Here is a 25,333-nt window from a genome sequence, read left to right on the forward strand (position 1 = left end):
GCGGCGCGCGCCGCATCAGTGCGCGGTGTGTGCGGTTTGTGTGACCGCCGCCGCAGCAGCGGCCGGCCGCTGCGCCGCGCGTTCGTCCAGCAGACGTCCGCGTGCCGACAGCCGCAGCCAGTGCCGCAGCGCGATCAGCGCGCCGATCACGCTCATCATCGAGCCGGGAATCCACAGCAGCAGGCCGCCGATCTGCTGGTCGCGCAGCGGGCTCAGCCACGTGAACGCGCGTCCGCAGATCGAATAGATCGGATACAGCTCGTGCGGCGTGAAGAAGATCAGCGCGCCGAGCGCGATCTGCGGCGGGATCGCCGCGACGACAATCAGGATCCTGCGGCCCGGCGACAGCCGCGCGGGCGGCGCCGGGCGCGGATCGACGACGAGCCACCAGAACAGCAGGCCGTCGATCACCATGCTCCAGTTCATCACGCGATAGAGGCGCCAGTCGAGCATCGCGACGAAGTGGATCGGCGACAGCAGCCAGAAATAGATCAGCCCGACGAACAGCACGACGGCGACGACCGGATGGAACACCACGTCGAGCGTCGCGCGCACGGGCGGCCATGCGAGCGCGGGCCGCACGAAGCGCTGCCGCCAGCGGAACGGGATGCCGGCGCGGATCGCGGCGCCCGGATACGCGAGCGCGATGAAGAACGGCCCGAGGTGGTGCAGCACGAGGTGCTGCACGCGGTGCATGAAGAATTCATGCTCGAAGAAGTAGTCGAGCCGCGTGTGCAGCGCGACATACAGCGCCGTCAGCCCGAGCCAGAACGAAAACTGCCGCAGCGGCGACACCTTCGCCTTCTTCACGCCGCGCGCGAACAGCACGGCGGCCGTCAGCACCGCGATCACCACGGTCGGCGACGGCTCCCACGGGTCGAGCCAGTACAGGAGGTTCATCGCGCGGGCGTTACTTCGCCTGGGCCGGCGACTTCACGGCGAACGGCGTGTCGAGCGTTTCGCCGTCGGAGAATTTCAGGCGCAGGCGCACGGTGTCGCCCGGCTTGATCGCGTGCTTCGGCTCCTCGAGCATGAAGTGATAGCCGCCCGGCGCGATGTCGACCTTGCCGCGCGCGGGGATCGTCAGCTTGTCGACCATTTCCATCTTCTGCGTCGAGCCGTTCGAGACCGTCCGGTGCAGCATCGCCATCCCGTAGTCGGGGCTGTCGACGTCGACGAGATCGACCGGCTTGTCGCTCGCGTTGACGAGCGTGACGTAGCCGCCTGCCGGCAGCTTGTTCGGCAGCCAGCGCACCCATGCGTTCTGCGCGGTGATCGCGCCGGCGGCAAAGGCGTGGGCGCCGACGGACAGCGCGGCGAGGAAGGCGAGCGTCTTGAGTTTCATCGTCATTGTGGGGCTCAGGTGGATGAGGCGTTGTCGAGGATCCGGCGCACATCGGCGGCGATGGCGTCGGGGGTGTCGCGGTCGGTCGCGAGCAGGCGCGCGCGGCCGTTCGCGTCGAAGATGTAGACGGCCGAGCTGTGCGTAACCTCGTAGCCACCGGACGGGTCGCGTTTTTCCATCTGGTACGCGACGCGATAGCGTTTCGCGAGCGATTCGATCTGGCCGTCGGTGCCGGTCAGGCCGCGCGCGTGCTCGGCGTCGAACGCGGCGACATACGATTGCATCGCCTGCGGCGTGTCGCGCGCAGGGTCGACCGATACGAACAGGATGCGCACGCCGCGTGCCTGCGGGCCGAGCTTCGCGAGCACTTCCATCAGCCGCGCCATCGTTTCCGGGCAGACATCCGGGCAGTGCGTGTAGCCGAAATAGACGAGCGCGACGTGGCCGCGAAACGCGGACGCGTCGACCGGCCGGCCGTCGCCGCCGGTCAGCGTGAACGACAGGTCGGGCAGGTGGCTGGTCACGTCGGTCAGGTGCCACGGCGGCTCGTTGCGCGTGCAGGCGGCGAGCGCCACCGCGGCGACGAGGGCCGCGCCGGAGCGGACGAGGCGAGAGAGGCGCCGGTGCGGCGCAGGACGGGCAGGCGACATCCAGGGGGCTCGATCGGACAGAACGGACGCACGGCGGGCGCGGCGCCATGCGTCGCGCGGCCGGCGGTTGCGACTGTAGCGCAATTCGCGCGGCGGCGTCCTGTCGAAACGCGTACGATCCGCGCGATCGGGGCAATATGTCGCAGATGCGGCAATTGACGGCGCGGGTTGCGTCGGATGGCGGTTTCGACCATCTCCGGGCGAAGGCGCGGTAAGATGCGCACAATTAATTCCTTTCGCGAAGCGGTGGCCTCGATGGCCGCCGTTCGGACCTTCGAATCGATGCAATCCGTCCCGGCCTCCCTGTCACTGACCGATACCGCGTTCTTCTTCGACTTCGACGGCACGCTCGTCGAGCTGGCGCCGACGCCCGACAGCATTCACGTTCCGCCGTCCCTGCTCACGCTCCTCGACGAACTGCGGCGACGTTCGCACGGCGCGGTCGCGATCGTGTCCGGACGCGGCATCGACAACCTCGACCAGTTCCTGAAGATGCCCGACCTGCCTGTCGCGGGCCTGCACGGCGCGGAACGGCGCGACGCGAACGGCGATACGCAGCGCATCGGCTTCAACGACGCGCGGCTGTTGCGCATCGAGCGCGAACTCGCGGCCGTCGTCGATCGCGTTCCGGGGATGCTGCTCGAAATCAAGGGGGCGGCGGTCGCGCTGCATTACCGCAATGCGCCCGAGCGCGAGCCGATCGCACGCGAGGCGACCGAGCGGCTCGTGGCCGAGTACGCGGACGCGTACGTGCTGCAGCCGGGCAAGATGGTGTTCGAGATCAAGCCGAAGGGCGTCGACAAGGGGCGCGCGCTCGCCGCGTTCCTCGACGAGCCGCCGTTCGCCGGCCGCGTGCCGGTGTTCGCCGGCGATGACCTGACCGACGAGAAGGGCTTCGCGGTCGTCAACGCGCGCGGCGGCCTGTCGATCAAGGTTGGTGCGGGCGAGACGTCCGCGCGCACGCGGCTCGACTCGGTCGACGCGCTGCATGCGCAGATCGCGCAATGGCTCGACGCGGGAAAGCAGCCCGCATGAGCCGTCTGATCATCGTTTCGAACCGCGTCGCGCCGATTTCCGAAGGCGAGCCGGCGGCCGGGGGGCTCGCGATCGGCGTGTACGACGCGCTGAAGGAAACCGGCGGCATGTGGTTCGGCTGGAGCGGCGAAGTCGTCGCGTCCGGCGCGCCGCAGATCCGCGTCGAGGAGCACGGGCCCGTCACGTTCGCGACGATCGGCCTGTCGCGGCGCGACTACGAACAGTATTACCGCGGCTTCTCGAACGCGACGCTGTGGCCCGCGTTCCACTATCGCGCGGACCTGATCCAGTACGACCGCCACGAGTTCGAAGGCTACGCGCGCGTGAACGTGTGGCTCGCGCAGCAGCTCGTGCCGCTCCTGCAGGACGACGACGTGATCTGGGTGCACGACTACCACCTGATCCCGTTCGCCCGCGCGCTGCGGGCGGCCGGCGTGAAGAACCGCATCGGCTTTTTCCTGCACATTCCGTTTCCGGCCGCACAGGTGCTCGTCAACGTGCCGCCGCACCGCGAGCTCGTCGAGTCGCTGTCCGCGTTCGACCTGCTCGGCTTCCAGACCGAGCCGGACCTGCGCGCGTTCTGCGACTACATCGAATCGGAAGCGGACGGCACGGTCGAGCGCAACGCGCGCACGGTGACCGTGCGTGCGTTTGGCCAGACGCTGCAGGCCGGCGCGTATCCGATCGGCGTGCATCCGGACGAGATCGCGTCGCTCGCGCAGGCAGGCGAGCACGGCAAGGCCGTGCGCACGCTCGCCGCGTCGCTGCGCAGCCGCCAGCTGATCATGAGCGTCGACCGGCTCGATTACTCGAAAGGGCTCGTCGAGCGCTTCCGCGCGTTCGAGAAGCTGCTCGAGCACGAGCCGTCGCATCGCAACCGCGTGTCGTTCCTGCAGATCGCGCCGTCGACCCGCGCGGAGCTGCGCGCGTACCAGGACATCCGGCTGCAGCTCGAAGGGGAGTCGGGCCGCATTAACGGGCGTTACGCGGAGCTCGACTGGGCGCCGATCCTCTATATCCATCGCCAGTACGATCGCCAGGTGCTCGCCGCGCTGTACCGGCTCGCGCGCGTCGGCTACGTGACGCCGCTGCGCGACGGGATGAACCTCGTCGCGAAGGAATACGTGTCCGCGCAGAATCCGGACGATCCCGGCGTGCTGGTGCTGTCGCGTTTCGCCGGCGCCGCGCGCGAGCTGACGGGTGCGCTGATCGTCAATCCGATCGACATCGCCGGCATGGCCGAAGCGCTGTCGCGAGCACTGTCGATGCCGGTCGCCGAACGGCGCGCGCGCTATGCGGACATGATCGCGCAGCTGCGCGAGAACAACGTGTCGGTGTGGCGCGACAACTTCCTGCGCGACCTGCAGCGCGCGTGAGCCGCCGGCCGATGCGCCGGTTATCGGCCTGGCGATCGTTCTGGTTTCCGGTCCTTCGGGAGGTCCGGCGGGAATGAAAAAAAACCGCAGTGCGCAATGCACTGCGGCTTTGTTTTTGGCGCGAACGCGCGTCAGGCCGCGCGTTCGCCGGTCGGCGCGCCGCCGCCGTCGGGCGCCGCCGCATGATGGCGGCCGTGCTGCTTCGCGAGCAGGTCGCGGTACAGGCCCGGGCGATTGCGCAGCACGTCGGGGCTGCCGTCGTCGATCACCTTGCCGCTGCTCATCACGATGATCCGGTCGAAGTTGCGCAGCGTCGACAGGCGGTGCGCGATCGCGATCACCGTGCGGCCGACCATCAGCCGGTCGAGCGCGCTCTGGATCGCTTCCTCGGACGCGCTGTCGAGCGCGGACGTCGCTTCGTCGAGCAGCAGGATCGGCGCGTTCTTCAGGATCGCGCGCGCGATCGCGATGCGCTGGCGCTGGCCGCCCGACAGCTTGACGCCGCGGTCGCCGACGATCGTGTCGTAGCCTTCGGGCATCGCCTCGATGAATTCCGCGCAGCGCGCGTCGCGCGCCGCGGCGAGCACTTCCTCCCGCGTCGCTTCGGGGCGGCCGTACGCGATGTTGTCGTAGATCGTCCGGTGCAGCAGCGAGATGTCCTGCGGCACGAGCGCGATCGCGTGGCGCAGGCTGTCCTGCGTGATCGACTTCACATCCTGGCCGTCGACCTGCACGACGCCGTCCTGCGTGTCGTAGAAGCGTTGCAGCAGCGCGAGCACGGTCGACTTGCCGGCGCCGGACTTGCCGATCAGGCCGACGCGCTGGCCCGGTTCGATATGGAGGTCGAAATGGTCGAGGATCGGGCGGCGATGCGGATACGCGAACGTCACGCGTTCGAAGTCGACGCGCCCGCCGTGCGCGGCGAGCGGCACCGCGTCGGAGCGGTCCGGCATCCCGTGTGGCTCGAGCAGGGTCTTCACGGCTTCGGACAGGCGCGCGATGTGCTGCGTGACGTCGACGAGCGCAACCGCGAGATCGCGCGTGCCGTGCAGGATCGTGAAGCCGAGCGAGCTGACGAGCACGATGTCGCCCGACGTCGCGCGGCCCTGGTCCCACAGCCACAGCGCCCAGCCGAGCAGGCCGGCGGACAGCATCGCGGTGATCACCGCGTGCAGCAGCCGCAGCTTTTCGAGGTAGAGCAGGCTTTGCTGGCGCGCATCCATCTCGGCCTTGACGGTTGCGCCGAAGCGCTTCTGCTCGCGCAGCGTCATGCCGAACGCGCGCACGAGGCCCATGTTGCCGATCACGTCGACGAGCTCGCCGTCGACCGCCGCGGCCTTCGCCGCGAACGTGTGATGGCGCGCGGAGCCGCGTCCGGCGAGCTTGAACAGCACGACGGAGAGCACCGCCGAGCAGCCGAGCAGGCCGGCCGCCATCAGCGGGTTGACGACGATGATCATCAGGATCGCGCCCATCACCGCGATGCACGGCGGCAGCACGTTCCACGCCATCGTGTTCTCCGACGTGTAGACGGCGTTCGACGTCGCGGTGATGCGGCTCGCGAGCGTGCCGGGCTGCTTTTCCGCGTAGTACGTCGGCGAGTGGCCGATCAGGTACTGGAACAGGTCGCGCCGCAGGTCGCCCGTGACCGCGACGAACGTATGCGCGGCAAACCAGCCGCCGACGCGCCACAGCAGGTTGTCGGCGGCGATCAGGCCGACGAGCAGCGCGAACGCGCTCCACAGCGGACCGGGGTGGTGGCGGCCGGTCGCGAGCACGTCGATCAGGTGCTTGATCGCGTATTGCGAGCCGAGTGCGCAGCCGACGGCGGCCAGCACGCTGACGAGCACGACGAGATGCGCGACCGGATGAAGGCGGATGTAGCGGAACAGGAACGCGAGCGGCCGGTGCGCGTAGCTCGACAGCTTCGCGTTGTAGGCGTTGCGCTGGGCAGGGGTGAGAGCTTCCAAAATGTGCGTGCGGTGATTCGATGGTTGAGCGTCGCGGCCGGCTCGCATGCCGGCCTTCGCCCGGATGTAATCCGGCATTGTAAACAAGGCCCGGCATCGCGCCGCGCGAATCTTGCCGTCGGCAGAGGGCGCGCGATCAATTTTGAGATAAAATCCGGCTTCCCGTGCCGCGCGTGATGCACCGTATTTCGGTGCCCGATCATGCGGAATGCGGTGAGGAATGCCGAAAAAGGCCTTCCACTCTAGAACGGACACCCAAGTCCGCGGGTTGCAAAGTGTTGCCGCTTTGTAACAAAGTAAAGAGTTTGAAATGTTGTGCGCCGGCTCGGGATTAACCCCAGATAATCGGCTCCGGGTTCGGGTCTTGGACTTTTTACGAACCCCTGTCAACGGGTCTTCGTTTCAAACGTTCTAAGCCTGTCACGTCGCCGACGCTCCTTGTGCAGCGCGGGTTCGACGCCGCCAGCAGGCCGATTCGTCCGATTTTTAGGATGACATGCATCCCGCCGGGACCGCCGGCAGGCTGCCGACCCAACGCCTGGTTTATTGCCGATTTTTTAGGAGTTACGCATGCGAATCGCCCAAATCGCTCCGTTGCACGAAGCGGTTCCCCCGAAGCTGTACGGTGGTACCGAACGGGTGGTGTCCTACCTGACCGAAGCACTCGTCGAGATGGGGCATGACGTCACGCTCTTCGCGAGCGGCGATTCGCAAACGTCGGCGAAGCTCGAAGCCGTCTGGCCGCAGGCGCTGCGCCTCGACCCGACGATCCGCGACGTGATGGCCCCGCACATGCTGCTGCTCGAGCAGGTGCGCCGCCGCGCGGACGAGTTCGACGTGCTGCACTTCCACATCGACTACTATCCGTTCCCGCTGTTCTCGCGCCAGCCGGTGCCGCATCTGACGACGCTGCACGGCCGCCTCGACCTACCGGAACTGCAGCCGATCTTCAATACGTTCAGCGACGTGCCGGTCGTGTCGATCTCCGACAACCAGCGCATCCCGCTGCAGCAGGCGAACTGGCTGCAGACGACTTACCACGGCCTGCCGGAAAACCTGCTGACGCCGATCCCGGACGTGAAGCCGAGCTACCTCGCGTTCCTCGGCCGCATCTCGCCGGAGAAGCGCGTCGACACGGCGATCCGCATCGCCGAGCAGGCCGGCATGCCGATCAAGATCGCCGCGAAGCTCGACAAGGCCGACCGCGCGTACTACGAAGAGAAGATCAAGCCGCTGTTCTCGCTGCCGCACGTCGAGTACATCGGCGAGATCAGCGAATCCGAGAAGACCGAATTCCTCGGCAACGCGCATGCGCTGCTGTTCCCGATCGACTGGCCGGAGCCGTTCGGCCTCGTGATGATCGAGGCGATGGCCTGTGGCACGCCGGTGATCGCGTTCAAGCGCGGTTCGGTGCCGGAAGTCATCGACAACGGCGTGTCGGGCTTCGTCGTCGAGGACGAGATCTCGGCCGTCGCGGCCGTCAAGCGCCTGCACACGCTGCCGCGCGAGCAGGTCCGCGCCGCGTTCGAAGCGCGCTTCTCGTCGAAGGTGATGGCGCGCAACTACGTGAAGGGCTACGAAGAACTGCTGCGCCAGAAGCGCCGCACGGTGCTGCGCGAAGTCAACGCAGGCTGAACGCCGGGCCGGCGCAACGCACCGGCTGGTTCGCACTGACGCCCCGTCCGGGTCATCCGGCGGGGCGTTGTCACATCCGCAGCGCCAATCTGTTGTATTCTCGCCGCGCCCGGCGGCCAGGAACGGACCGAACCGCGCGCATCACGCCAGCCGTTCGTCTGTCCAGACGGTAATGTCCCTATAATGGCCGTGCCGTGAAATCCGGCCCTGCAGATCATCGAGAGGAGAGCAGTCTTGGCGAGAACGAAATCCACGCGCGCAGCCCCGGCCCCCGGCGCCGGCGTGATCTTCGCGTTGCGCGCGATCGGTCTCGTGCTGCTCGCCCGGTGGCTGTTCTCGATGTCGGAGATGGGCTATCGCGCGTCGCTGTCGGCCATGGCGTCGTCGCCGTGGGCATTCGTCTACCTCGTGCTGATGTTCCTGCTGCTCGCGTTGCCGGGCGCGGTCGCGCGCGCCGAGCGTCCGTTCCATCCGCTGCCGCAATGGCTGCGCCAGGCGCTGCGCTTCTTTGCACTGATCGGTTTCCTGTTCGCGGTCTGGTCGATTGGCGCCTACGGGCTGGCGGCCGGCTGGCGTCACGCGCTGCACGCGGTGACGGCGACCAACGGCTGGCTCGTCGCCGCGCCGGCGCTGTACGCGGCCGTCGTCTGGATCTGCCGGCCCCGGCCGCTGTGGCGTACCAACGTCGCCGCGCGGCGCTTTGCGGTCGGCCGCTACGCGATCTCCGTCGATACCGTCACGCGCACCACGATCGTCTGGATGGAAAGCCGCAAGGTCGGCCAGTACGACGCGCGCGAGTTGTCGGTGCGCTGGCCCGGCGGCGCCGCGGCTGCGGCGGCCGATCCTCCGCAAGGCGGTCAACCGCAGGGCACGCCGCCGCGCCGCGCGGGCTGGTTCAAGCGGCCCAAGGTCGAGTTGTTGTGGGATTCGCCGGCGGCCGTCGGCCATAACCGGCAGATCGTGATGCGCGCACCGCTCGCGACCGACGGCGACCGCGTCGCCGCGCTCGCGCTCGACGCGGCGCTCAAGCAGATCGTCTGAACCCGCCGGCGCGTCGGGCGCGGGCGATACCGGAGCGCAATAGAGGAGAGGAGGCGCAATGATCGTCCGCTGGTTGCTGGCTGCCATTCATCTGAGCGCGTTCGGCGTCGCGTTTGCCGCGGTCGCCTCGCGCAATCGCGCGTTGCGCCGGGTCGTCGCAACGGCGCAGGCCGCCGATCTGCCCGGGGTGTTCAAGGCCGATGCCGCCTGGGGGCTGTCGGCGCTCGTGCTGATCGCGACCGGGCTCGCGCGCGCGTTCGGCGGGTTCGAGAAGGGCAGTGCGTATTACCTGCACGAGCCGCTCTTCCATCTCAAGATGACCGCGCTCGTACTGATCCTGTTGCTCGAGGTCGTGCCGATGCTCGGGCTGATCCACTGGCGCGCCGCTGCGCGTCAGCAGCAGATGCCGGATCTGGGCCGTGCCCGCACGTACATCCGCATCGGCCATTGGCAGGCGCTGCTCGTCATCGTGATCGTGTTCGCGGCATCGGGGATGGCGCGGGGGATTGGGGCGGCCGGCTAGGCCTGGCCGGGTAGGTGCGGCCGGCTAGGCCCGGCCGGGTAGGTGCGGCCGGCTAGGCCTGGCCGGGTAGGGGCGGCCGGCCAGGCCCGGCCGGGCAGGGCGGCAGCAACATCCCACCGCCCGGCCCGAACTTCGCTCAGCGCACGAGGCACGGGCGCTTGTTGTTGAACGTCCACCCCGGGATCAGATACTGCATCGCCGCCGCATCGTCGCGTGCGCCGAGACCGTGCTGCTTGTACAGCTCGTGCGCTGCCGCAACCGCGTCCATGTCGAGCTCGATGCCGAGCCCCGGCCGCTTCGGCACGTCCACGAGCCCGTTCTCGATCTTCAGCGGCTCGCGCGTGAGGCACTCGCCGTCCTGCCAGATCCAGTGCGTGTCGATCGCCGTGACCTTGCCCGGCGCGGCCGCCGCGACGTGCGTGAACATCGCGAGCGACACGTCGAAGTGGTTGTTCGAGTGCGAGCCCCAGGTCAGGTCCCAGTCGCGGCACATCTGCGCGACGCGCACCGAACCCTGCATCGTCCAGAAGTGCGGATCGGCGAGCGGAATGTCGACCGCATGCAGCTGCACCGCGTGGCCCATCTGTCGCCAGTCGGTCGCGATCATGTTGGTCGCGGTCGGCAGCCCGGTCGCACGGCGAAATTCCGCCATCACTTCGCGGCCCGAGTAGCCGTTTTCCGCGCCGCACGGGTCTTCCGCATAAGCCAGCACGTGATGGAGGTCGCGGCACAGCCGCACCGCTTCGTCCAGCGACCAGGCGCCGTTCGGGTCAAGCGTCACGCGCGCGTCGGGGAAGCGCTCGGCGAGCGCCGTCACGGCCTCGATCTCGCGCGCGCCTTCGAACACGCCGCCCTTCAGCTTGAAGTCGTTGAAACCGTAGCGCGCGTGCGCGGCCTCGGCGAGGCGCACGACCGTTTCCGGCGTCAGCGCAGGCTCGTTGCGCACGCGCGTCCATTCGTCGGTCGCGCCGCTGCTGTCGCGGTAGGGCAGCGCGGTCCGGGTCCGGTCGCCGACGTAGAACAGGTAGCCGAGCATCTCGACGCGCTCGCGCTGCTGTCCTTCACCGAGCAGCGCGGCGACGGGCACGCCGAGGTGCTGGCCGAGCAGGTCGAGCAGGGCGGCCTCGAGCGCGGTGACCGCATGGATCGTCGTGCGCAGGTCGAAGGTCTGCAGGCCGCGGCCGCCCGCGTCGCGGTCCGCGAAGCGGCGGCGCACGTCGTTCAGCACCGCATGGTAATTGCCGACCGGCTGGCCGACGACGAGTGCGCGCGCGTCGTCGAGCGTGCGGCGGATGCTCTCGCCGCCCGGCACTTCGCCGACCCCGGTCCGGCCCGCGCTGTCCTTCAGGATCACGAGGTTGCGGGTGAAGAACGGACCGTGTGCGCCGCTCAGGTTGAGCAGCATGCTGTCGTGACCGGCAACCGGAATCGCTTGCAGGTCGACGATGCGCGGCGTGTCGTGAAGGGGCGGGGTAGTGGCGTCGTTCATGGGCGGGCGGCGATGACAAAAGGGTGACGGGTGCCGGGCGCGGCAAAAGCTTTGCCCCGCGCGGCAGGAGGTGCGATCATTCGACAACCGACGTGCGCGGATCGTCTACGGTCGCCGCACGACGCAATGAATCCACGATAGCGGGATGAAAGGCTCGATGCCAGGAGACGAATGCAGCGATCATCAGTCGTCGGATGACTTGTGACGCAGTATAATGAATCATCGCCTTTCGCTCAAACCCCGCGTAAACCCTCGGCTTACCGACACGATTATTCAATAAGGAACCGGCCACCATGTCCGTGCCTACGCTCCCTGCTGCGCCGCGCCGTCGCGCGCGCAGCCTCGCACAAGATGTCGTCGACGCGCTGACCGCGCAGATCGAGGGCGGCACGCTGCGCCCCGGCGACAAGCTGCCGACCGAAACCGAAGTGATGGCCACGCAGGGCGTGAGCCGCACGGTCGTGCGCGAAGCGATCTCGCGGATGCAGGCGAGCGGCCTCATCGAGACGCGCCACGGCATCGGCAGCTTCGTGCTCGAGCCGTCGCGCCGCCAGGCGCTCGGCATCGATCCCGCGACGATCACGACGCTGCGCGACGTGCTCGCGGTGCTCGAGCTGCGCATCAGTCTCGAAAGCGAGTGCGCGAGCCTTGCCGCGCAGCGCGCGAACGATGCGGATCTCGCTGCGCTGCGGCGCGCGCTCGACGCGATTGCGTCGGGATCGGGTGGCGGCCGCGATACCGCGCAGCTCGACTACCAGTTTCACCTGCAGATTGCGCAATCGACCGGCAACCGGTACTTCGTCGACATCATGACGCAGCTTGGTGCGTCGATCATCCCGCGCACGCGGGTGAACTCCGCGCGCTTCGCGGGCGACGACCTCGAGCGCTACGTCGGGCGGCTGAACCACGAGCACGAGGACATCTACGAGGCGATCGCGCGTCACGACCCGGAGGCCGCGCGCGCCGCGATGCGCACGCACCTGACCAACAGCCGCGAGCGGCTGCGCCGCGCGCACGAGGCCGCCGAGGCCGAGCGCGACGTGCACGCCGAGTGAGGGTGGGCGGGCGGCCCGGGTTCGGCAGGGCGGGCCGCCTTCGGAGCAACTGGGGGACGGTTGCTCTTAACGTCAGTCGTCGTACAATTTAACCGCCCTTCGATACGATCGTCTTCCACGTCCCGCCCTTCACCTGGTACAGCGTCGACATGCCGCTCTTCAGCGAGCCGTCGTTCGCGAACGAGATGCGGCCGGTGACGCCTTCGAAATCGACCTTCTTCAGCGCCGGGCGATAGACCTTCGGATCGGTCGAGCCGGCTGCCTGCATCGCCTTGATCGCGGCCCAGGTCGCGTCGTAGCCGAACTGCGCGTACGACAGCACGTCGACGCCGAAGCGCTTCTTGAAGCGCTGCTCGAAATCCTTCCCCTGCGGCAGCTCGTCGAGCGGTCGGCCGTATTCCCATGCCATCGCGCCTTCGGCGGCGGGACCGGCAATCTTGATGAACTCGTTGTCCTTCACGCCGCCGCCGCCGACGAATTGCGCGTTCAGCCCGAGCTGGCGCATCTGCTTGATGAAGTTCGCGGCGAGCGAGTCGAGCCCGCCGAAGAAGATCAGGTCGGGATTCTTGCCTTTCAGGCTCGTGATCTGCGCGCGGAAATCGACCGCCTGGTTGCTCGTGAACTCGCGCGCGACGATCGAGCCGCCGGCGGCCTTCACGGCCTTCTCGAATTCGTCGGCCTCGCCCTGGCCGAACGCGGTGCGGTCGTCGATGATCGCGATGCGCTTCGCCTTCGTCACGTCGACCGCGTACTTGCCCGCATTGCCGGCGTTCTGGCCGTCGGTCGCGATCACCATGAACATGTTCGCGAGCCCGCGCGACGTCAGCGTCGAGTTGGTCGCGGCCGGATCGATGACGGGGATGCCGGCCTTGTCGTAGACGACCGACGCCGGAATCGTCGTGCCGGAGTTGAAGTGGCCGACGACCACCGACACGTTCTGGTCGACGAGGCTTTGCGCGGCCTGCACGCCGATCCGCGGGTCGGCCTGGTCGTCCTGCACGACGAGATCGAAGTGCGCCGGCTTGCCGGCGATCTGCACCTTCTGCGCGGCGGCGTCGTCGAGCGCGAGCTGGACGCCGTCCTGCAGATCCTTGCCGTAGCCGGCGTTGACGCCGGTGAGCGGGGCGGCAAAGCCGACCTTGACCGCATCGTCCGCGGCAGCGGCTTGATGCGCGATGACGGCAAGAGCGGAGGCAAGCGATAGGGACAGCAGCGAATGGCGGAATTTCATGTTCGTTCCTTGGGCGGCGAGACACGAAAACGCACGCATGGGCGCGCGCGTGCGACGCTTCTGCAAGCCCTGCCGACGGCGGGCCCGAGCGTCTGACGACGAGTTATAGGGGGCCAAATTGGGCGAGTCTTGTCGATTCGGCGCACGAAAGATGCGAATTTGCGCACAGCGTCCGCGCGACAAGGCTGAGCGGCGATGAGGGATTTCCCGTGCGGGAACGCGGAGAGGCGGGCGCGACGGAGGCTGGCACCACGCCCGCAGCGGCGGAGCGCCGGCCGTGTCGAACGGCCGGCGCGTGGCGATGGCGTTACTCGGACGCGGCGTCGGATTCGGATGCCGACTCGGTCCGGATCAGCGGGTCGCTCGTGCTCGGGCGACCCGTCTCGACGTGGCCGGCGAAGCGGCGCTGGAAGCCGAGCGGCTTGCCGTCGCTGACGGTCAGATCGTACCAGCCGTGGCTGCCGCGCAGGTCCCAGTAGTCGTCGACGTGCGTACCCGGCTCGAGGTCGAACTCGCGCGCATGGGCGTGGCCGTATGCGCTCGTCACCTTGAGCCGCACCGCCCGGTGGCCGCGGTTCATCAGGCGCAGCGTGATGTTGCCGTTCGCGACGTCGTAGCCGTAGAGCACCTCGGGGTTGACGCTCACGGGCCCGACCGCCGACGCGGCGGGGCTGCGGAAGTGGCAGTAGAAGCCGTTCGGGCCGTACACGTCGAGGTCGTACAGGCCGAGCGACGGCGCGGGGCTCCACGCGTCGGAAAGCCGCTTGCCGGCGTCGACCGTATAGGTCCACGGGCCGTCGACGCGGTTGCGCGCCTGGACCTGGAACGCCGCGCCCGCGGCGCCGGTGTTCGCGAAGGTCAGCCGGAACTGGCCGCTCGCGTTGTCGATCCGCCCGTGCACGAACAGTTCGTACGGCAACGCACGCGCGGGACGCAGGCCGCGCTCCTGCTTCGGCAGATGCTGGACGACCGGCGGGATCGGGACGTAGTCGGGATGGCGGTTGCGGTCGGGCGGCGCGTAGCCGCTCGTGTCCGGGAGCTGCGGCCAGCTTGCGTCGGGCGTCGAGAAGTCGAACGCGGACGTCAGGTTGCCGCACACCGTACGGCGCCACGGCGACACGTTCGCCGCAGCGACCGCGTACTGCGAGCCGAAGCGCGCCTCGATGAATTGCAGCAGCGACGTGTGATCGAACGTCTGCGAACAGACCCAGCCGCCCTTCGTCCACGGCGACACGACGAGCATCGGCACGCGCGGCCCGAGACCGTACGGGCCGGCCATGTGGGACGCATCGCCGGCAAACACTTCGTTCGTGGTCGCGACCGTCGACAGCCCGTTGTCGCGCGATTGCGGCGCGAACGGCGGCGGCACGTGATCGAAGAAGCCGTCGTTCTCGTCGTAGGTGATGAAGAGCGCGGTCTTGCTCCACACGTCCGGGTTCGACACGAGCACCTTCAGCACTTGCTCGATGTACCACGCGCCGTAGTTGGCCGGCCAGTTCGGATGCTCCGAATACGCTTCCGGCGCGCAGATCCACGACACCTGCGGCAGCGTGCCGTTCGTCACGTCCTGCTGCAGGACGTCGAACAGCGTGCCGCCCGCGCTGATGTTGGTGCCGGTGCGCGCCTTGTCGTACAGCGGCATGCCGGGCACCGCGTTGCGGTACTGGTTGAAGTAGAGCAGCGAGTTGTCGCCGTAGTTGCCGATGTACGGGTTTTGCGTCCAGCCCCACGAGCCGGCGGCGTTCAGGCCGGTGCCGATGTCCTGGTAGATCTTCCACGACACGCCGGCGTTTTCCAGCACTTCCGGATACGTGGTCCAGCCGTAGCCCGCCTCCTCGTTGCCGAGCACGGGGCCGCCGCCCGTGCCGTCGTTGCCGACGTAGCCCGTCCACATGTAGTAGCGGTTCGGGTCGGTCGAGCTCGGGATCGCGCAGTGATACGCGTCGCAGATCGTGAACGCGTCGGCGAGCTGGTAATGGAACGGGATGTCGTCGCGCTTCAGGTACGCCATCGTCGTCGTGCCCTTGTTCGGCACCCACTGGTCGTAGCGGCCCTTGTTCCATGCGGCGTGCATGTCCTGCCAGCCGTGCGGCAGGTCCTGCAGGAACTGCATGCCGAGCTTGTCCGCGCCCGGATGGAACGGCAGCAGATCGGCCGGGCCGACCGGCTGGTGGAACACCGACTTGCCGTTCAGAAGGCGCAGCGCGCGCGGGTCGCCAAAGCCGCGCACGCCGCGCAGCGTCCCGAAGTAGTGGTCGAACGAGCGGTTCTCCTGCATCAGGATCACGATGTGTTCGATGTCGCGGATCGTGCCGGTGCGGCGGTTCGCGGGAATCGCGAGCGCTTCGCGGATCACGGGCGGGAACAGGTTCAGCGCGGCCGCGCCGGCGGTGCCGGCGGCAAGACGCAGGAAGTCACGACGGTTCGATCGGGTCATGGTCGGTATCGTGCGGAAAGGTAGGGCGCCGGAAGGCGGGAAGTGATGCAGGTGGGTCGGCCCCGGGACGCGACAGGCGGACGCCCCCGGGCCGTGCCGCCGCGAGCATAGCGGCGAAACGGTGTCATTCCTGTGAAGAACGGAAACGTTTGCGCGGACGGGCAGGGCAGCGCCGCGGGTACGCGTGCGAACCGGCCATGACGGCGATGACGGCCGTAACGGCCGGCCCCGGCGCGCGACGATGTACGTTGGGCAATGTGCGTCGGGCGTCGTCACGCGGCCCAGGCCGTCAGACGTCCGTGACCCACGCGCCGAACCACTCGCTCGGGCTGGCGATCTCGTCCTGCGCGGCGATGAGTTCGAGCTCGTAGCGGCGCGCGTCGTAGGTGGCCTTGACGACCGCGTGCACGGCCGCGAGCGTGTGCTCGAATGCCGCGCGCACCGAGTCGCCGCGCAGCCGCCGCGCGACGAAGATCGCGCTCGTCAGGTCGCCGACGCCGACCGGATGGCGCGGAAACGCGTACAGCGGACGCTGGCCGATCCATGCCTCGGTATCGGTGACGGCCAGCATGTTGAAGCGGTCGGCCGGACTGTTGCGGTCGTGCAGGTGCTTGACGAGAACGACCTGCGGGCCGCGGCGGATCAGCGCGCGGCACGCCTCGACCGCTTCGGCGACGGTCTCGATGCGCCGTCCGGCGAGCTTCTGGAGTTCGGTGTGATTCGGCGCCATGCCGTCCGCGAGCGCGGGCATCTCGTGGACGATGAACTCCTCGACGCCCGGTTCGGGACGGATGCCGCCCGTCTGGCCCATCGCCGGATCGCAGAAGTACCATGCGTTCGGATTCATCGCCTTCACCGACCGCACGATCTCGACCGTCGCGCGCGCCTGCGCGGGGGAGCCGAGGAAGCCGGAGAGCACCGCGTCGCAGCGCTTGAGCGCGCCGATCGCGGCGATGCCGTCGACGAGCTGCTCCATCTTCGGGGCGTCGATCGCACTGCCGGCCCAGTGGCCGTACTGCATGTGGTTCGACAGTTGGACGGTGTTGAGCGGCCAGACGTTGACGCCGAGGCGCTGCATCGGGAACACGGCCGCGCTGTTGCCTGCGTGGCCGTAGATCACGTGAGACTGAATGCTGAGGACGTTTTTCATGGGAATTCGCCTGCATGCGGTTCAGGGTCACGTCACACGATACCCGAGTTCCCCGCATGCGAGAAAGTCGCGCGGCAACGGAGTGTTGCGCGCCGCCGTCAGCGCGACCGCGTAGAATCGCGGGGCGCGGCGCTGTCCGCTTGCGTTTTCACTCATCGTGTCCGCCATGGTTTCGATTTGCAAGATGTTGTTTGCGTCGCGTGCCGCCGTGCTCGGCGCGTGCTTCGCCGCCTGCGCGGCGTCTGCCGCGTCCGTCGCGACGCCCGCGCCCGGCAGCAACGACGGGCCCGCGTACGGCCCGCGGCTGGAGGGGTTCACTTATCCGGAGCCCGTGCATCGCTACGCGTTCATATCGCAGCGCGAGACGCTCGAGATGATGTACATGGACGTGCAGCCCGCGCATCCGAATGGCCGCACCGTCGTGCTGCTGCACGGGAAGAACTTCTGCGCGGCGACGTGGGAAGAATCGATCGAGGTGCTGAGCCATGCCGGCTACCGCGTGATCGCACCGGACCAGATCGGCTTCTGCAAGTCGTCGAAGCCCGAGCGCTATCAGTACAGCTTCCAGCAGCTCGCGCACAACACGCATGCGCTGCTCGAATCGCTCGGCGTGAAGTCCGCGACGCTCGTCGGCCATTCGACGGGCGGCATGCTCGCAATCCGCTATGCGCTGATGTACCCGAAGGCGACCGACCAGCTCGTGCTGGTCGACCCGATCGGTCTGGAGGACTGGAAGGCGCTCGGCGTGCCGCCGCTGTCGGTCGACTACTGGTATGCGCGCGAGCTGAAGACGACGGCCGACGGCATCCGCCGCTACGAGCAGGCGACGTACTACGCGGGCAAGTGGTCGCCGGCGTACGAGCGCTGGGTGCAGATGCTCGCCGGGATGTATCGCGGGCCAGGGCGGGACGCGGTCGCGTGGAATTCCGCGCTGATCTACGACATGATCCTCACGCAGCCCGTCGTCTACGAGCTCGGCGCGATCCGCGTGCCGACGCTGCTGATGATCGGCGACAAGGACACGACCGCGATCGGCAAGGACGTATCGCCGCCGGACGTCCACGCGAAGCTCGGCCACTATCCCGAGCTCGCGAAGCGCACGCAGGTGGCGATTCCCGGCGCGCAGCTCGTCGAGTTCCCGGCGCTCGGCCATGCGCCGCAGCTCCAGGATCCGGACACGTTCCACAAGGCGCTGCTCGACGGACTCGAGCAGGTGCACCCGCAGTGACGACGGGCCGCGTGCGGCCGCCGTCGGCCCGGCAACTCAGCGCGCTTCGCTCGCGAGTTCGTCGCGGATCTGTGCGGCGAGCTCGAACGAGCGCAGCCGCGCCGAGTGGTCATGGATCTGCGCGGTAATGATCAGCTCGTCCGCGCCGGTCTGCGCGATCCGGTCGCGCAGCCGGTCGCGCACGGTATCGCGCGAACCGACCGCAGCGAACGACAGCGCATGCGCGACATTCGCGAGCTCGAGCTCGTTCGCCTCGAGTACGTCGACGGGCGGCGGCAGCTTGCCCGGCGTGCCGCGCCGCAGGTTGATGAACTGCTGCTGCAGCGACGTGAACAGGCGCCGCGCTTCGTCGTCGGTGTCCGCCGCGAACACGTTCACGCCCACCATTGCATACGGTTTCGGCCACGCGGCCGACGGCCGATACTGCGCGCGATAGAGCTCCAGCGCGCGCATCAGGTAGTCGGGCGCGAAATGCGACGCGAACGCGAACGGCAGGCCGAGCATCGCGGCGAGCTGCGCGCTGAACAGGCTCGAGCCGAGCAGCCAGACCGGCACGTCGAGCCCGGCGCCGGGCACCGCGCGCACGCGCTGGCCGGGCGCCGGCTCAGCGAAGTAGCGGAGCAGCTCGGCGACGTCGTCGGGGAACGCGTCGGCGCTGCCGATCAGGTCGCGGCGCAGCGCGCGAGACGTGGTCTGGTCGGTGCCCGGCGCGCGGCCGAGCCCGAGGTCGATCCGGCCCGGGTACAGCGACGCGAGCGTGCCGAACTGCTCGGCGATCACGAGCGGCGCATGGTTCGGCAGCATGATGCCGCCGGAGCCGACGCGGATCGTCTTCGTGCCGCCGGCGACGTGGCCGATCACGACGGCGGTCGCGGCGCTCGCGATGCCGGGCATGTTGTGGTGCTCCGCGAGCCAGTAGCGGTGGAAGCCCCAGCGCTCGGCGTGCTGCGCGAGATCGAGGGTGTTGCGAAAGGCCTGCGCGACGTCGGCGCCGGCCGGAATGGGAGCAAGATCGAGTACGGAAAACAGGGTCATCGGATGGCCTTCGAACGGGGCTGCGCGGTGATGCGCAGACGCAACAGATCGGACGATTTTGCCAAAGGGCTCCGGAACGTGCTGGCGGCGCGCGGAAACCCCTGATGCCGTCAGGGGTGCGTAAGCGGCATTTTCGATTGTTGCATGAATCGCTGTAATGGTCGGTAAATTACGGATTTTTACGGCGATTGGGTGCGATATCGCACTCAGACACAAAAATGCACGAAAGGCCTCTTCACGAAGGCTGCAATACGCCTGCAAAGCGCTTACGCTAGTGTGAACGAGGCTGTGCCGGAATGGTTCTCCTTTACGGGATTTTGCCGATTCTGCACCAGTCCGTTGCCTGGGTCGCCAAGCGCTCGATGCCGGTGACTGCTAAAATCCGGCGCTTGGTCCATGTTTTTCTGACTGACGATTACCGTTCGATCTTCCTGCGTCCCGCCCGGGCGTCGCGCGGGGAGTGCCTCGCGAGAGGGGGCATGGCCGCTTTCGGGTATGAATCCCCCCAATTCTTCAGACGCTGCCGGAACAAGGAGTCGGGTCGTGCCCGCGTTCGTCCCAATCGGAACATCCAGTACACGCACCATCGATGCCCGCCGCGGCGTTGCCGCCGGAGGGTGCCTCGCATGACGCCTGCTGCAACGCTCATCGACTGGCTGCTGATCGCGTTCACGCTGGCTGCGGCCGGCTATGCGCTCGTCGCCGCGTTCGCGCCGCGTCCGAGCACGCCGCGCACAGCCGCGCGCGACGGTTTCGAGCCCGTCAGCGTGCTCAAGCCTCTGTGCGGCGCGGAACCGCACCTGTACGAGAACCTTGCGACCTTCTGCGAGCAGCGTCACCCGCGTTATGAGGTGCTGTTCGGCGTCGCGTCGGCAGCCGATCCGGCGGTCGCGGTCGTCGAGCGGCTGCGCGCGGACTACCCCGAATGCGACATCACGCTCGTGATCGACGCGCGGGTCTATGGCAAGAACCTGAAGGTCAGCAACCTGATCAACCTGGCCGACCGCGCGAAGTACGGGCGGATCGTGATCGCCGACAGCGACATCGCGGTGAAGCCCGACTATCTCGAGCGCGTGACCGCGCCGCTCGCGGATACGTCGGTCGGTGTCGTCACGTGCCTGTATCATGCGCGCAGTGTCGGCGGGTTCTGGACGCGCATCGGCGCACAGTTCGTCGACGCATGGTTCGCGCCGTCCGTGCGGATCACGCACCTCGGCCGCTCGAGCCGCTTCGGCTTCGGCGCGACGCTTGCGCTCACGCGCGATACGCTCGACCGGATCGGCGGCTTCAAGGCGCTGAAGGACGAGCTGGCCGACGATTTCTGGCTCGCCGAGCTGCCGCGCCGGCTCGGCCGGCGCACGGTGCTGTCCGAGGTCGAGGTCGCGACCGACGTGATCGAAGCGTCGTTCGGGCCGCTCTGGCACCGCGAGACGCGCTGGCTGCGCACGATCCGGTCGCTGAACCCGGCCGGTTTCGCGTTTCTGTTCATCACGTTCACCGTGCCGTGGCTCGCGATCGGCGCGGGGCTCGCGCTGCGGCTCGACGGCACGTTCGCCGGCACGCTGGCGGGTGCGGCCGCCGCTGCGGGCGCGTTCGGGCGGCTCGTGCTGCATGCACGCGGCGAGGACGGCTGGCGCGCGTTCTGGCGCGATCTGCCGCTCGTCGCGGTGCGCGACACGCTGCTCGCGTTCGAGTGGCTCGTCGCGGCATTCGGCACGCAGGTCGTGTGGCGCGGCGCCAGGATGACGGTCGTCGGCGGCGAGCGCGCGACGGCCGTCGAGGGCGGCGACGGCCGCTGAGCGGCGCGGCGCGGTCCGACACCTATTCCGAGAGCGGGCGCCCGTGTGGCGGCCCGCGGTTTTTTTACTAGATTCTTGAAACGAACTCGAATTATGCAGGCTACCGGAGCATTCATGAAAACCCTGTTCTTGCAGGCCCCTTCGTACGACGGCTTCGACGGCGGAGCGGGCTCCCGCTACCAGGCGAAGCGCGAAATCCGTTCCTTCTGGTATCCGACGTGGCTCGCGCAGCCGGCCGCGCTCGTGCCGGGCAGCCGCGTCGTCGATGCGCCGGCCGACGGCCTGTCGGTCGAGGAGACGCTGAAGATCGCGAACGACTACGACCTCGTGATCATCCACACGAGCACGCCGTCGTTCCCGACCGACGCGATGTTCGCGCAGGATCTCAAGAAGATGAAGCCGTCGATGCTGGTCGGCATGGTGGGCGCGAAGGTGATGGTCGATCCGCACAACTCGCTCACGGCGAGCGAGGCAATCGACTTCGTGTGCCGCGAGGAATTCGACTACACCTGCAAGGAAATCGCCGAAGGCAAGCCGTTCCCCGAGATCAAGGGCTTGAGCTGGCGCGCGAAGGACGGCTCGATCGAGCACAACGAAGCGCGTCCGATCCTCGAGAACATGGACGAACTGCCGTTCGTCGCGCCCATCTACAAGCGCGACCTGAAGATCGACAACTACTTCATCGGCTACCTGAACTACCCGTACGTATCGATCTACACGGGCCGCGGCTGCAAGTCGCGCTGCACGTTCTGCCTGTGGCCGCAGACGGTCAGCGGCCATCGCTACCGCACGCGCTCGGTCGAGAACGTGCTCGCGGAAGCGAAGTGGATCCGCGACAACATGCCGGAAGTGAAGGAACTGATGTTCGACGACGACACCTTCACCGACGACCTGCCGCGCGCCGAAGCCATCGCCATCGGTCTGGGCAAGCTCGGCATGACGTGGTCGTGCAACGCGAAGGCCAACGTGCCGTACAAGTCGCTCAAGATCATGAAGGAAAACGGCCTGCGCCTGCTGCTGGTCGGCTTCGAATCCGGCGACGACCAGATCCTCGTGAACATCAAGAAGGGCGTGCGCACCGATTTCGCGCGCCGCTTCAGCGCGGACTGCAAGAAGCTCGGCATCAAGATCCACGGCACCTTCATTCTCGGCCTGCCGGGCGAGACGCAGGAAACCATCAAGAAAACGATCGAGTACGCGAAGGAAATCAATCCGCACACGATCCAGGTCTCGCTCGCCGCGCCGTATCCGGGCACGACGCTCTACAAGCAGGCCGTGGAAAACGGCTGGATGGAAGAGAACAAGACCATCAACCTGGTGAGCAAGGAAGGCGTGCAGCTCGCGGCGATCGGCTACGCGCATCTGTCGCGCGACGAGATCTATCACCACCTCGAGCAGTTCTATCGCCAGTTCTACTTCCGTCCGTCGAAGATCTGGGAAATCGTCCGCGAGATGCTGACGAGCTGGGACATGATGAAGCGCCGCCTGCGCGAGGGCGTCGAATTCTTCCGTTTCCTGCGCGCGCACGAGGCCTGATTCGTGACGACGCAGCGGGCGGCGCGGGCGCTCATCTTCACCGCGGACGACTTCGGGCTGCACCCGCGCGTCAACGCGGCGGTCGAGCGCGCGCACCGCGACGGCGTGCTGAACGCCGCGAGCCTGATGGTCGGCGCGAGCGCCGCGCAGGATGCGATCGAGCGCGCGCGGCGGCTGCCGTCGCTCGCGGTCGGCCTGCATCTCGTCCTCGCGGACGGCCCGGCTACGCTGCCCGCGGATGAGATTCCCGCGCTCGTCGGCGCCGACGGGCGCTTCGGCGATGCGATGGCGAAGGACGGCTGCCGCTTCTTCTTCCTGCCGCACGTGCGTGCGCAACTGCGCCGCGAGATCCGCGCGCAGTTCGACGCGTTCGCGGCGAGCGGCCTGCCGCTCGACCACGTGAACGCGCACAAGCATTTCCACCTGCATCCGACCGTGCTGTCGATGATCATCGAGATCGGCCGCGACTACGGGCTGCGCGCGGTCCGGCTGCCGTACGAGACGACCGCGCCCGCGTGGCTGAAGCCGTGGATCGGGCTCGTGCGCGCGCGGCTCGACCGCGCGGGGCTCGCGCACAACGACTACGTGGTCGGCATCGAGCACACGGGCCGCATGGACGAAGCCGTGCTGCTCGACGCGGTCGCGAAACTGCCGCCGGGTGTCGGCGAGATCTACTGCCATCCGGCCGAGGCGGGCGATGGCCCGATCACGCCGACGATGGCCGGCTACCGTCCCGTCGACGAACTGGACGCGCTGCTGTCGCCGCGCGTCGCTGCCGCGCTGAAGGCGGCGGGCGTCGCCACCGGCGGCTTCGCCGACGTGTTCGGCCAGCATTCGCCGTCGCGCGCGCCGCGCGCGGCGCGCCAACCGGGAGCGCAGCCGTCGTGACCAAGTGGATCAAATGGCTCGGCTGGCCGATCGGCATCGCGCTGCTGCTCGCGCTGGTGCTGCACGACGGCGTGGGCGACGTCACGCAGATGATCGGCCGTGCGGGGTTCGCGCTGCTGTGGCTCGTGCCGTTCCATGCGCTGCCGCTGCTGCTCGACGCGTACGCCTGGCACCTGTTGCTCGGCAAGCGCAATTCGCTGGCATTCCTGTGGTGGATCGCGACCGTGCGCGAGGCCGTCAACCGGTTGCTGCCGGTGGTCGGGATCGGCGGCGAGCTCGTCGGCATCCGGCTCGCGCGCTGGCAGAATCCGGACGCGAGCCGCGTGACCGCGTCGGTGATCGTCGAGGTGCTCGTCACGATCGTCGTCCAGTATGCGTTCGCCGCGCTCGGCCTCGTGCTGCTGCTCGCGACGACGCACGACATGAACGGCGGCACGATCGGCCTCGCGCTGCTGCTGTCGCTGCCGCTGCCGGTGCTCGGCGTCGTGCTGATGCGGCGCGGCGGGGTCTTCCATGCGATCGAGCGCTTCGCGAGCCGCCTGCTCGGCGATTCGCACCGGCTGCTGCAGGGTGTCGACGGCCGCCGGCTCGACGCGGACATCGACGCGCTGATGTCGCGCACGGGCCTGCTGTTCAGCGCATTCTTCTGGCAACTGCTCGGCTACGCGGTCGGCGCGCTCGAGATCTACTGGGCGCTCGAGCTGCTCGGCCATCCGGTGTCGATCGGCGGCGCGCTCGCGATCGAGGCGATGACGCAGGCTGCGCGCCACGCGGCGTTCATGGTGCCGGGCGGCCTCGGCGTGCAGGAGGCGACTGTCGTGCTGCTCGCGCAGATGTTCGGCGTCGACCGCGAAACGGCGCTGTCGCTCGCCCTCGTGAAGCGCGCGCGAGAAGTCGTGTTCGGCTGCCTCGCGCTCGGTTCGTGGCAGCTCGCGGAACTTGCGTACACGCGCCGCCGGATGAAGGCGCCCGCACCGCGCGCGCCGCGGCCGACGCCTGAGCACGAAACCGAAACGATGCACTGAACGAGACGGGCCGCGCGCCCGTCTTGCGCCTGTCTCGCGCTTTTGGCGGCGCGCGGGTATGCTTGCCGCGTGTTTGTCTCAATCCGCCTTTGCCTCCGATGATTTTCCGTTTCCGGCTGCTTCCCGTCGCCGTGCTGGCTGCAACGCTTGGGTTGTCCGGTTGCGACGACCAGCAAAGCGAGTTCAACGTGCAACGTCTGAAGGATTTCTTCAACGCGATCAAGCCGGCGCAACTGCTGCTGAAGGGGCTGAAGCCCGGCGAATCGACCGAGGCCGACATCCGCGGCACGATGGGCAAGCCGGAAACCGAGCGCGTGTTCACCGACGGCTCGAAGCGTTTCGAATATCCGCGCGGTCCGATGGGCAACCAGACCTGGTTCGTCGACATCGACGCGAACGGCCGCTACGTCGGCGCGACGCAGGTGCTCACCGCGGCCAACTTCGCGAAGGTGCAGCCCGGCATGAGCGAGGACGACGTGCGGCGGCTGCTCGGCAAGCCCGGCGACATCGCGGAGTATCCGCTGAAGCCCGAAACCGTCTGGAGCTGGCGCTGGCTCGAGGACGGCGTCAATACCGATGCATTCTTCAACGTGCATTTCGGCCCCGACGGACGCGTCTATACGACGTCGCGCTCCGACATCCTGAAAGGGCACTGACCGCCCCCGGCGCTATATCGAAAAAGCGACCGGAAAATTGCAAAAAGTCCGCTTCCCGGCGTGTTGTCGAACTGTCAGGAAGCGGCTTTTTTCCTTTTGAAACAGCCGCGTAGCGGGCCATTGTGAATGCCGGCACGGATTGTTGCGATGCAGCAAACCGGTGCAAGGTGATTTGAGGCAATCATTTCCGCTTGCGACTATCCGCGTCAGCCCGGCGCGGGACACGCAT

General features: G+C 68.0%; 21 protein-coding genes. 12 read left to right on the forward strand and 9 right to left on the reverse strand.

What is annotated here, in order from left to right; translation table 11 throughout:
- Positions 1-15 precede the first annotated feature (15 nt).
- The 3 genes from ACV229_RS20185 to ACV229_RS20195 are packed head-to-tail and all read right to left on the reverse strand — an operon-like array spanning position 16 to position 1,995.
- Entirely contained in the window at positions 16-900 is an 885-nt protein-coding gene (locus tag ACV229_RS20185) for a cytochrome c oxidase assembly protein (RefSeq protein WP_448084863.1), read from the reverse strand.
- 10 nt (positions 901-910) lie between these two features.
- Positions 911-1,351, reverse strand: coding sequence for a copper chaperone PCu(A)C (locus ACV229_RS20190; protein ID WP_448084864.1), 441 nt, complete (start codon positions 1,349-1,351; stop codon positions 911-913).
- 8 nt (positions 1,352-1,359) lie between these two features.
- Complete coding sequence (locus ACV229_RS20195) at positions 1,360-1,995, reverse strand: SCO family protein (RefSeq protein ID WP_448084865.1); 636 nt, start codon at positions 1,993-1,995, stop codon at positions 1,360-1,362.
- Between the two features lie 282 nt (positions 1,996-2,277).
- On the opposite strand from ACV229_RS20195, the gene otsB reads away from it, so the two are divergent.
- Together otsB and otsA are read left to right on the forward strand one after the other, a co-directional pair.
- The gene (otsB, locus tag ACV229_RS20200; protein ID WP_448084866.1) at positions 2,278-3,030 is read left to right on the forward strand and encodes a trehalose-phosphatase; all 753 of its coding nucleotides are present in this window, start codon (positions 2,278-2,280) and stop codon (positions 3,028-3,030) included.
- Entirely contained in the window at positions 3,027-4,406 is a 1,380-nt protein-coding gene (gene otsA, locus ACV229_RS20205; protein ID WP_448084867.1) for an alpha,alpha-trehalose-phosphate synthase (UDP-forming), read from the forward strand. The genes otsB and otsA overlap by 4 nt, the downstream gene beginning before the upstream one ends.
- A 131-nt stretch (positions 4,407-4,537) precedes the next feature.
- On the opposite strand, the gene ACV229_RS20210 is transcribed toward otsA, so the two are convergent.
- Positions 4,538-6,376: an ABC transporter ATP-binding protein gene (locus tag ACV229_RS20210; RefSeq protein ID WP_448084868.1), complete on the reverse strand. Its 1,839-nt coding sequence runs from the start codon at positions 6,374-6,376 to the stop codon at positions 4,538-4,540.
- A gap of 570 nt (positions 6,377-6,946) precedes the next feature.
- Between ACV229_RS20210 and ACV229_RS20215 the strand changes: the two genes are divergently transcribed.
- The 3 genes from ACV229_RS20215 to ACV229_RS20225 all read left to right on the forward strand — a co-directional run bounded on the left by ACV229_RS20215 (position 6,947) and on the right by ACV229_RS20225 (position 9,575).
- Positions 6,947-8,011, forward strand: a complete 1,065-nt coding sequence (locus ACV229_RS20215) for a glycosyltransferase family 4 protein (protein ID WP_448084869.1) — start codon at positions 6,947-6,949, stop codon at positions 8,009-8,011.
- 234 nt (positions 8,012-8,245) lie between these two features.
- Positions 8,246-9,052 carry a hypothetical protein gene (locus tag ACV229_RS20220; protein ID WP_448084870.1) on the forward strand — a complete coding sequence of 269 codons (807 nt, stop codon included), beginning with the start codon at positions 8,246-8,248 and terminating at the stop codon, positions 9,050-9,052.
- Positions 9,053-9,110: 58 nt separating this feature from the next.
- Complete coding sequence (locus ACV229_RS20225) at positions 9,111-9,575, forward strand: DUF2214 family protein (RefSeq protein ID WP_448084871.1); 465 nt, start codon at positions 9,111-9,113, stop codon at positions 9,573-9,575.
- A gap of 136 nt (positions 9,576-9,711) precedes the next feature.
- Here ACV229_RS20225 and gudD read toward each other — a convergent pair whose 3' ends face one another.
- Positions 9,712-11,064, reverse strand: a complete 1,353-nt coding sequence (gene gudD / locus ACV229_RS20230; protein WP_448084872.1) for a glucarate dehydratase — start codon at positions 11,062-11,064, stop codon at positions 9,712-9,714.
- Positions 11,065-11,357: 293 nt separating this feature from the next.
- Here gudD and ACV229_RS20235 point away from each other — a divergent pair, with 293 nt between their 5' ends.
- Positions 11,358-12,119, forward strand: coding sequence for a FadR/GntR family transcriptional regulator (locus tag ACV229_RS20235; protein WP_448084873.1), 762 nt, complete (start codon positions 11,358-11,360; stop codon positions 12,117-12,119).
- Between the two features lie 88 nt (positions 12,120-12,207).
- On the opposite strand, the gene ACV229_RS20240 is transcribed toward ACV229_RS20235, so the two are convergent.
- The 3 genes from ACV229_RS20240 to pdxY all read right to left on the reverse strand — a co-directional run bounded on the left by ACV229_RS20240 (position 12,208) and on the right by pdxY (position 16,937).
- On the reverse strand, positions 12,208-13,350 hold the full coding sequence (locus ACV229_RS20240; RefSeq protein ID WP_448084874.1) for a branched-chain amino acid ABC transporter substrate-binding protein: 1,143 nt from the start codon (positions 13,348-13,350) through the stop codon (positions 12,208-12,210).
- 307 nt (positions 13,351-13,657) lie between these two features.
- Positions 13,658-15,787, reverse strand: a complete 2,130-nt coding sequence (locus ACV229_RS20245; RefSeq protein WP_448084875.1) for a phosphocholine-specific phospholipase C — start codon at positions 15,785-15,787, stop codon at positions 13,658-13,660.
- 289 nt (positions 15,788-16,076) lie between these two features.
- Positions 16,077-16,937 (reverse strand): pyridoxal kinase PdxY, encoded by an 861-nt coding sequence (gene pdxY, locus ACV229_RS20250; protein WP_448084876.1) that lies wholly within the window; start codon positions 16,935-16,937, stop codon positions 16,077-16,079.
- Positions 16,938-17,103: 166 nt separating this feature from the next.
- On the opposite strand from pdxY, the gene ACV229_RS20255 reads away from it, so the two are divergent.
- Positions 17,104-18,165, forward strand: a complete 1,062-nt coding sequence (locus ACV229_RS20255) for an alpha/beta fold hydrolase (protein ID WP_448084877.1) — start codon at positions 17,104-17,106, stop codon at positions 18,163-18,165.
- A gap of 36 nt (positions 18,166-18,201) precedes the next feature.
- Here the strand turns inward: ACV229_RS20255 and ACV229_RS20260 are convergent, their stop codons facing one another.
- The gene (locus ACV229_RS20260) at positions 18,202-19,200 is read right to left on the reverse strand and encodes an LLM class flavin-dependent oxidoreductase (RefSeq protein WP_448084878.1); all 999 of its coding nucleotides are present in this window, start codon (positions 19,198-19,200) and stop codon (positions 18,202-18,204) included.
- A 626-nt stretch (positions 19,201-19,826) separates the two neighbouring features.
- Between ACV229_RS20260 and hpnI the strand changes: the two genes are divergently transcribed.
- From hpnI to ACV229_RS20285, 5 genes are all read left to right on the forward strand, one after another.
- On the forward strand, positions 19,827-20,999 hold the full coding sequence (hpnI, locus tag ACV229_RS20265) for a bacteriohopanetetrol glucosamine biosynthesis glycosyltransferase HpnI (protein WP_448084879.1): 1,173 nt from the start codon (positions 19,827-19,829) through the stop codon (positions 20,997-20,999).
- Positions 21,000-21,113: 114 nt separating this feature from the next.
- On the forward strand, positions 21,114-22,535 hold the full coding sequence (hpnJ, locus tag ACV229_RS20270; RefSeq protein ID WP_448084880.1) for a hopanoid biosynthesis associated radical SAM protein HpnJ: 1,422 nt from the start codon (positions 21,114-21,116) through the stop codon (positions 22,533-22,535).
- Positions 22,536-22,538: 3 nt separating this feature from the next.
- Positions 22,539-23,423 carry a hopanoid biosynthesis-associated protein HpnK gene (gene hpnK, locus ACV229_RS20275; RefSeq protein WP_448084881.1) on the forward strand — a complete coding sequence of 295 codons (885 nt, stop codon included), beginning with the start codon at positions 22,539-22,541 and terminating at the stop codon, positions 23,421-23,423.
- Positions 23,420-24,448: a lysylphosphatidylglycerol synthase domain-containing protein gene (locus ACV229_RS20280; RefSeq protein WP_448084882.1), complete on the forward strand. Its 1,029-nt coding sequence runs from the start codon at positions 23,420-23,422 to the stop codon at positions 24,446-24,448. Before hpnK ends, ACV229_RS20280 begins: the two co-directional genes overlap by 4 nt.
- A gap of 98 nt (positions 24,449-24,546) precedes the next feature.
- Entirely contained in the window at positions 24,547-25,104 is a 558-nt protein-coding gene (locus tag ACV229_RS20285; RefSeq protein ID WP_448084883.1) for a hypothetical protein, read from the forward strand.
- Positions 25,105-25,333 lie beyond the last annotated feature (229 nt).

The sequence above is a fragment of the Burkholderia sp. MR1-5-21 genome (assembly GCF_053427715.1).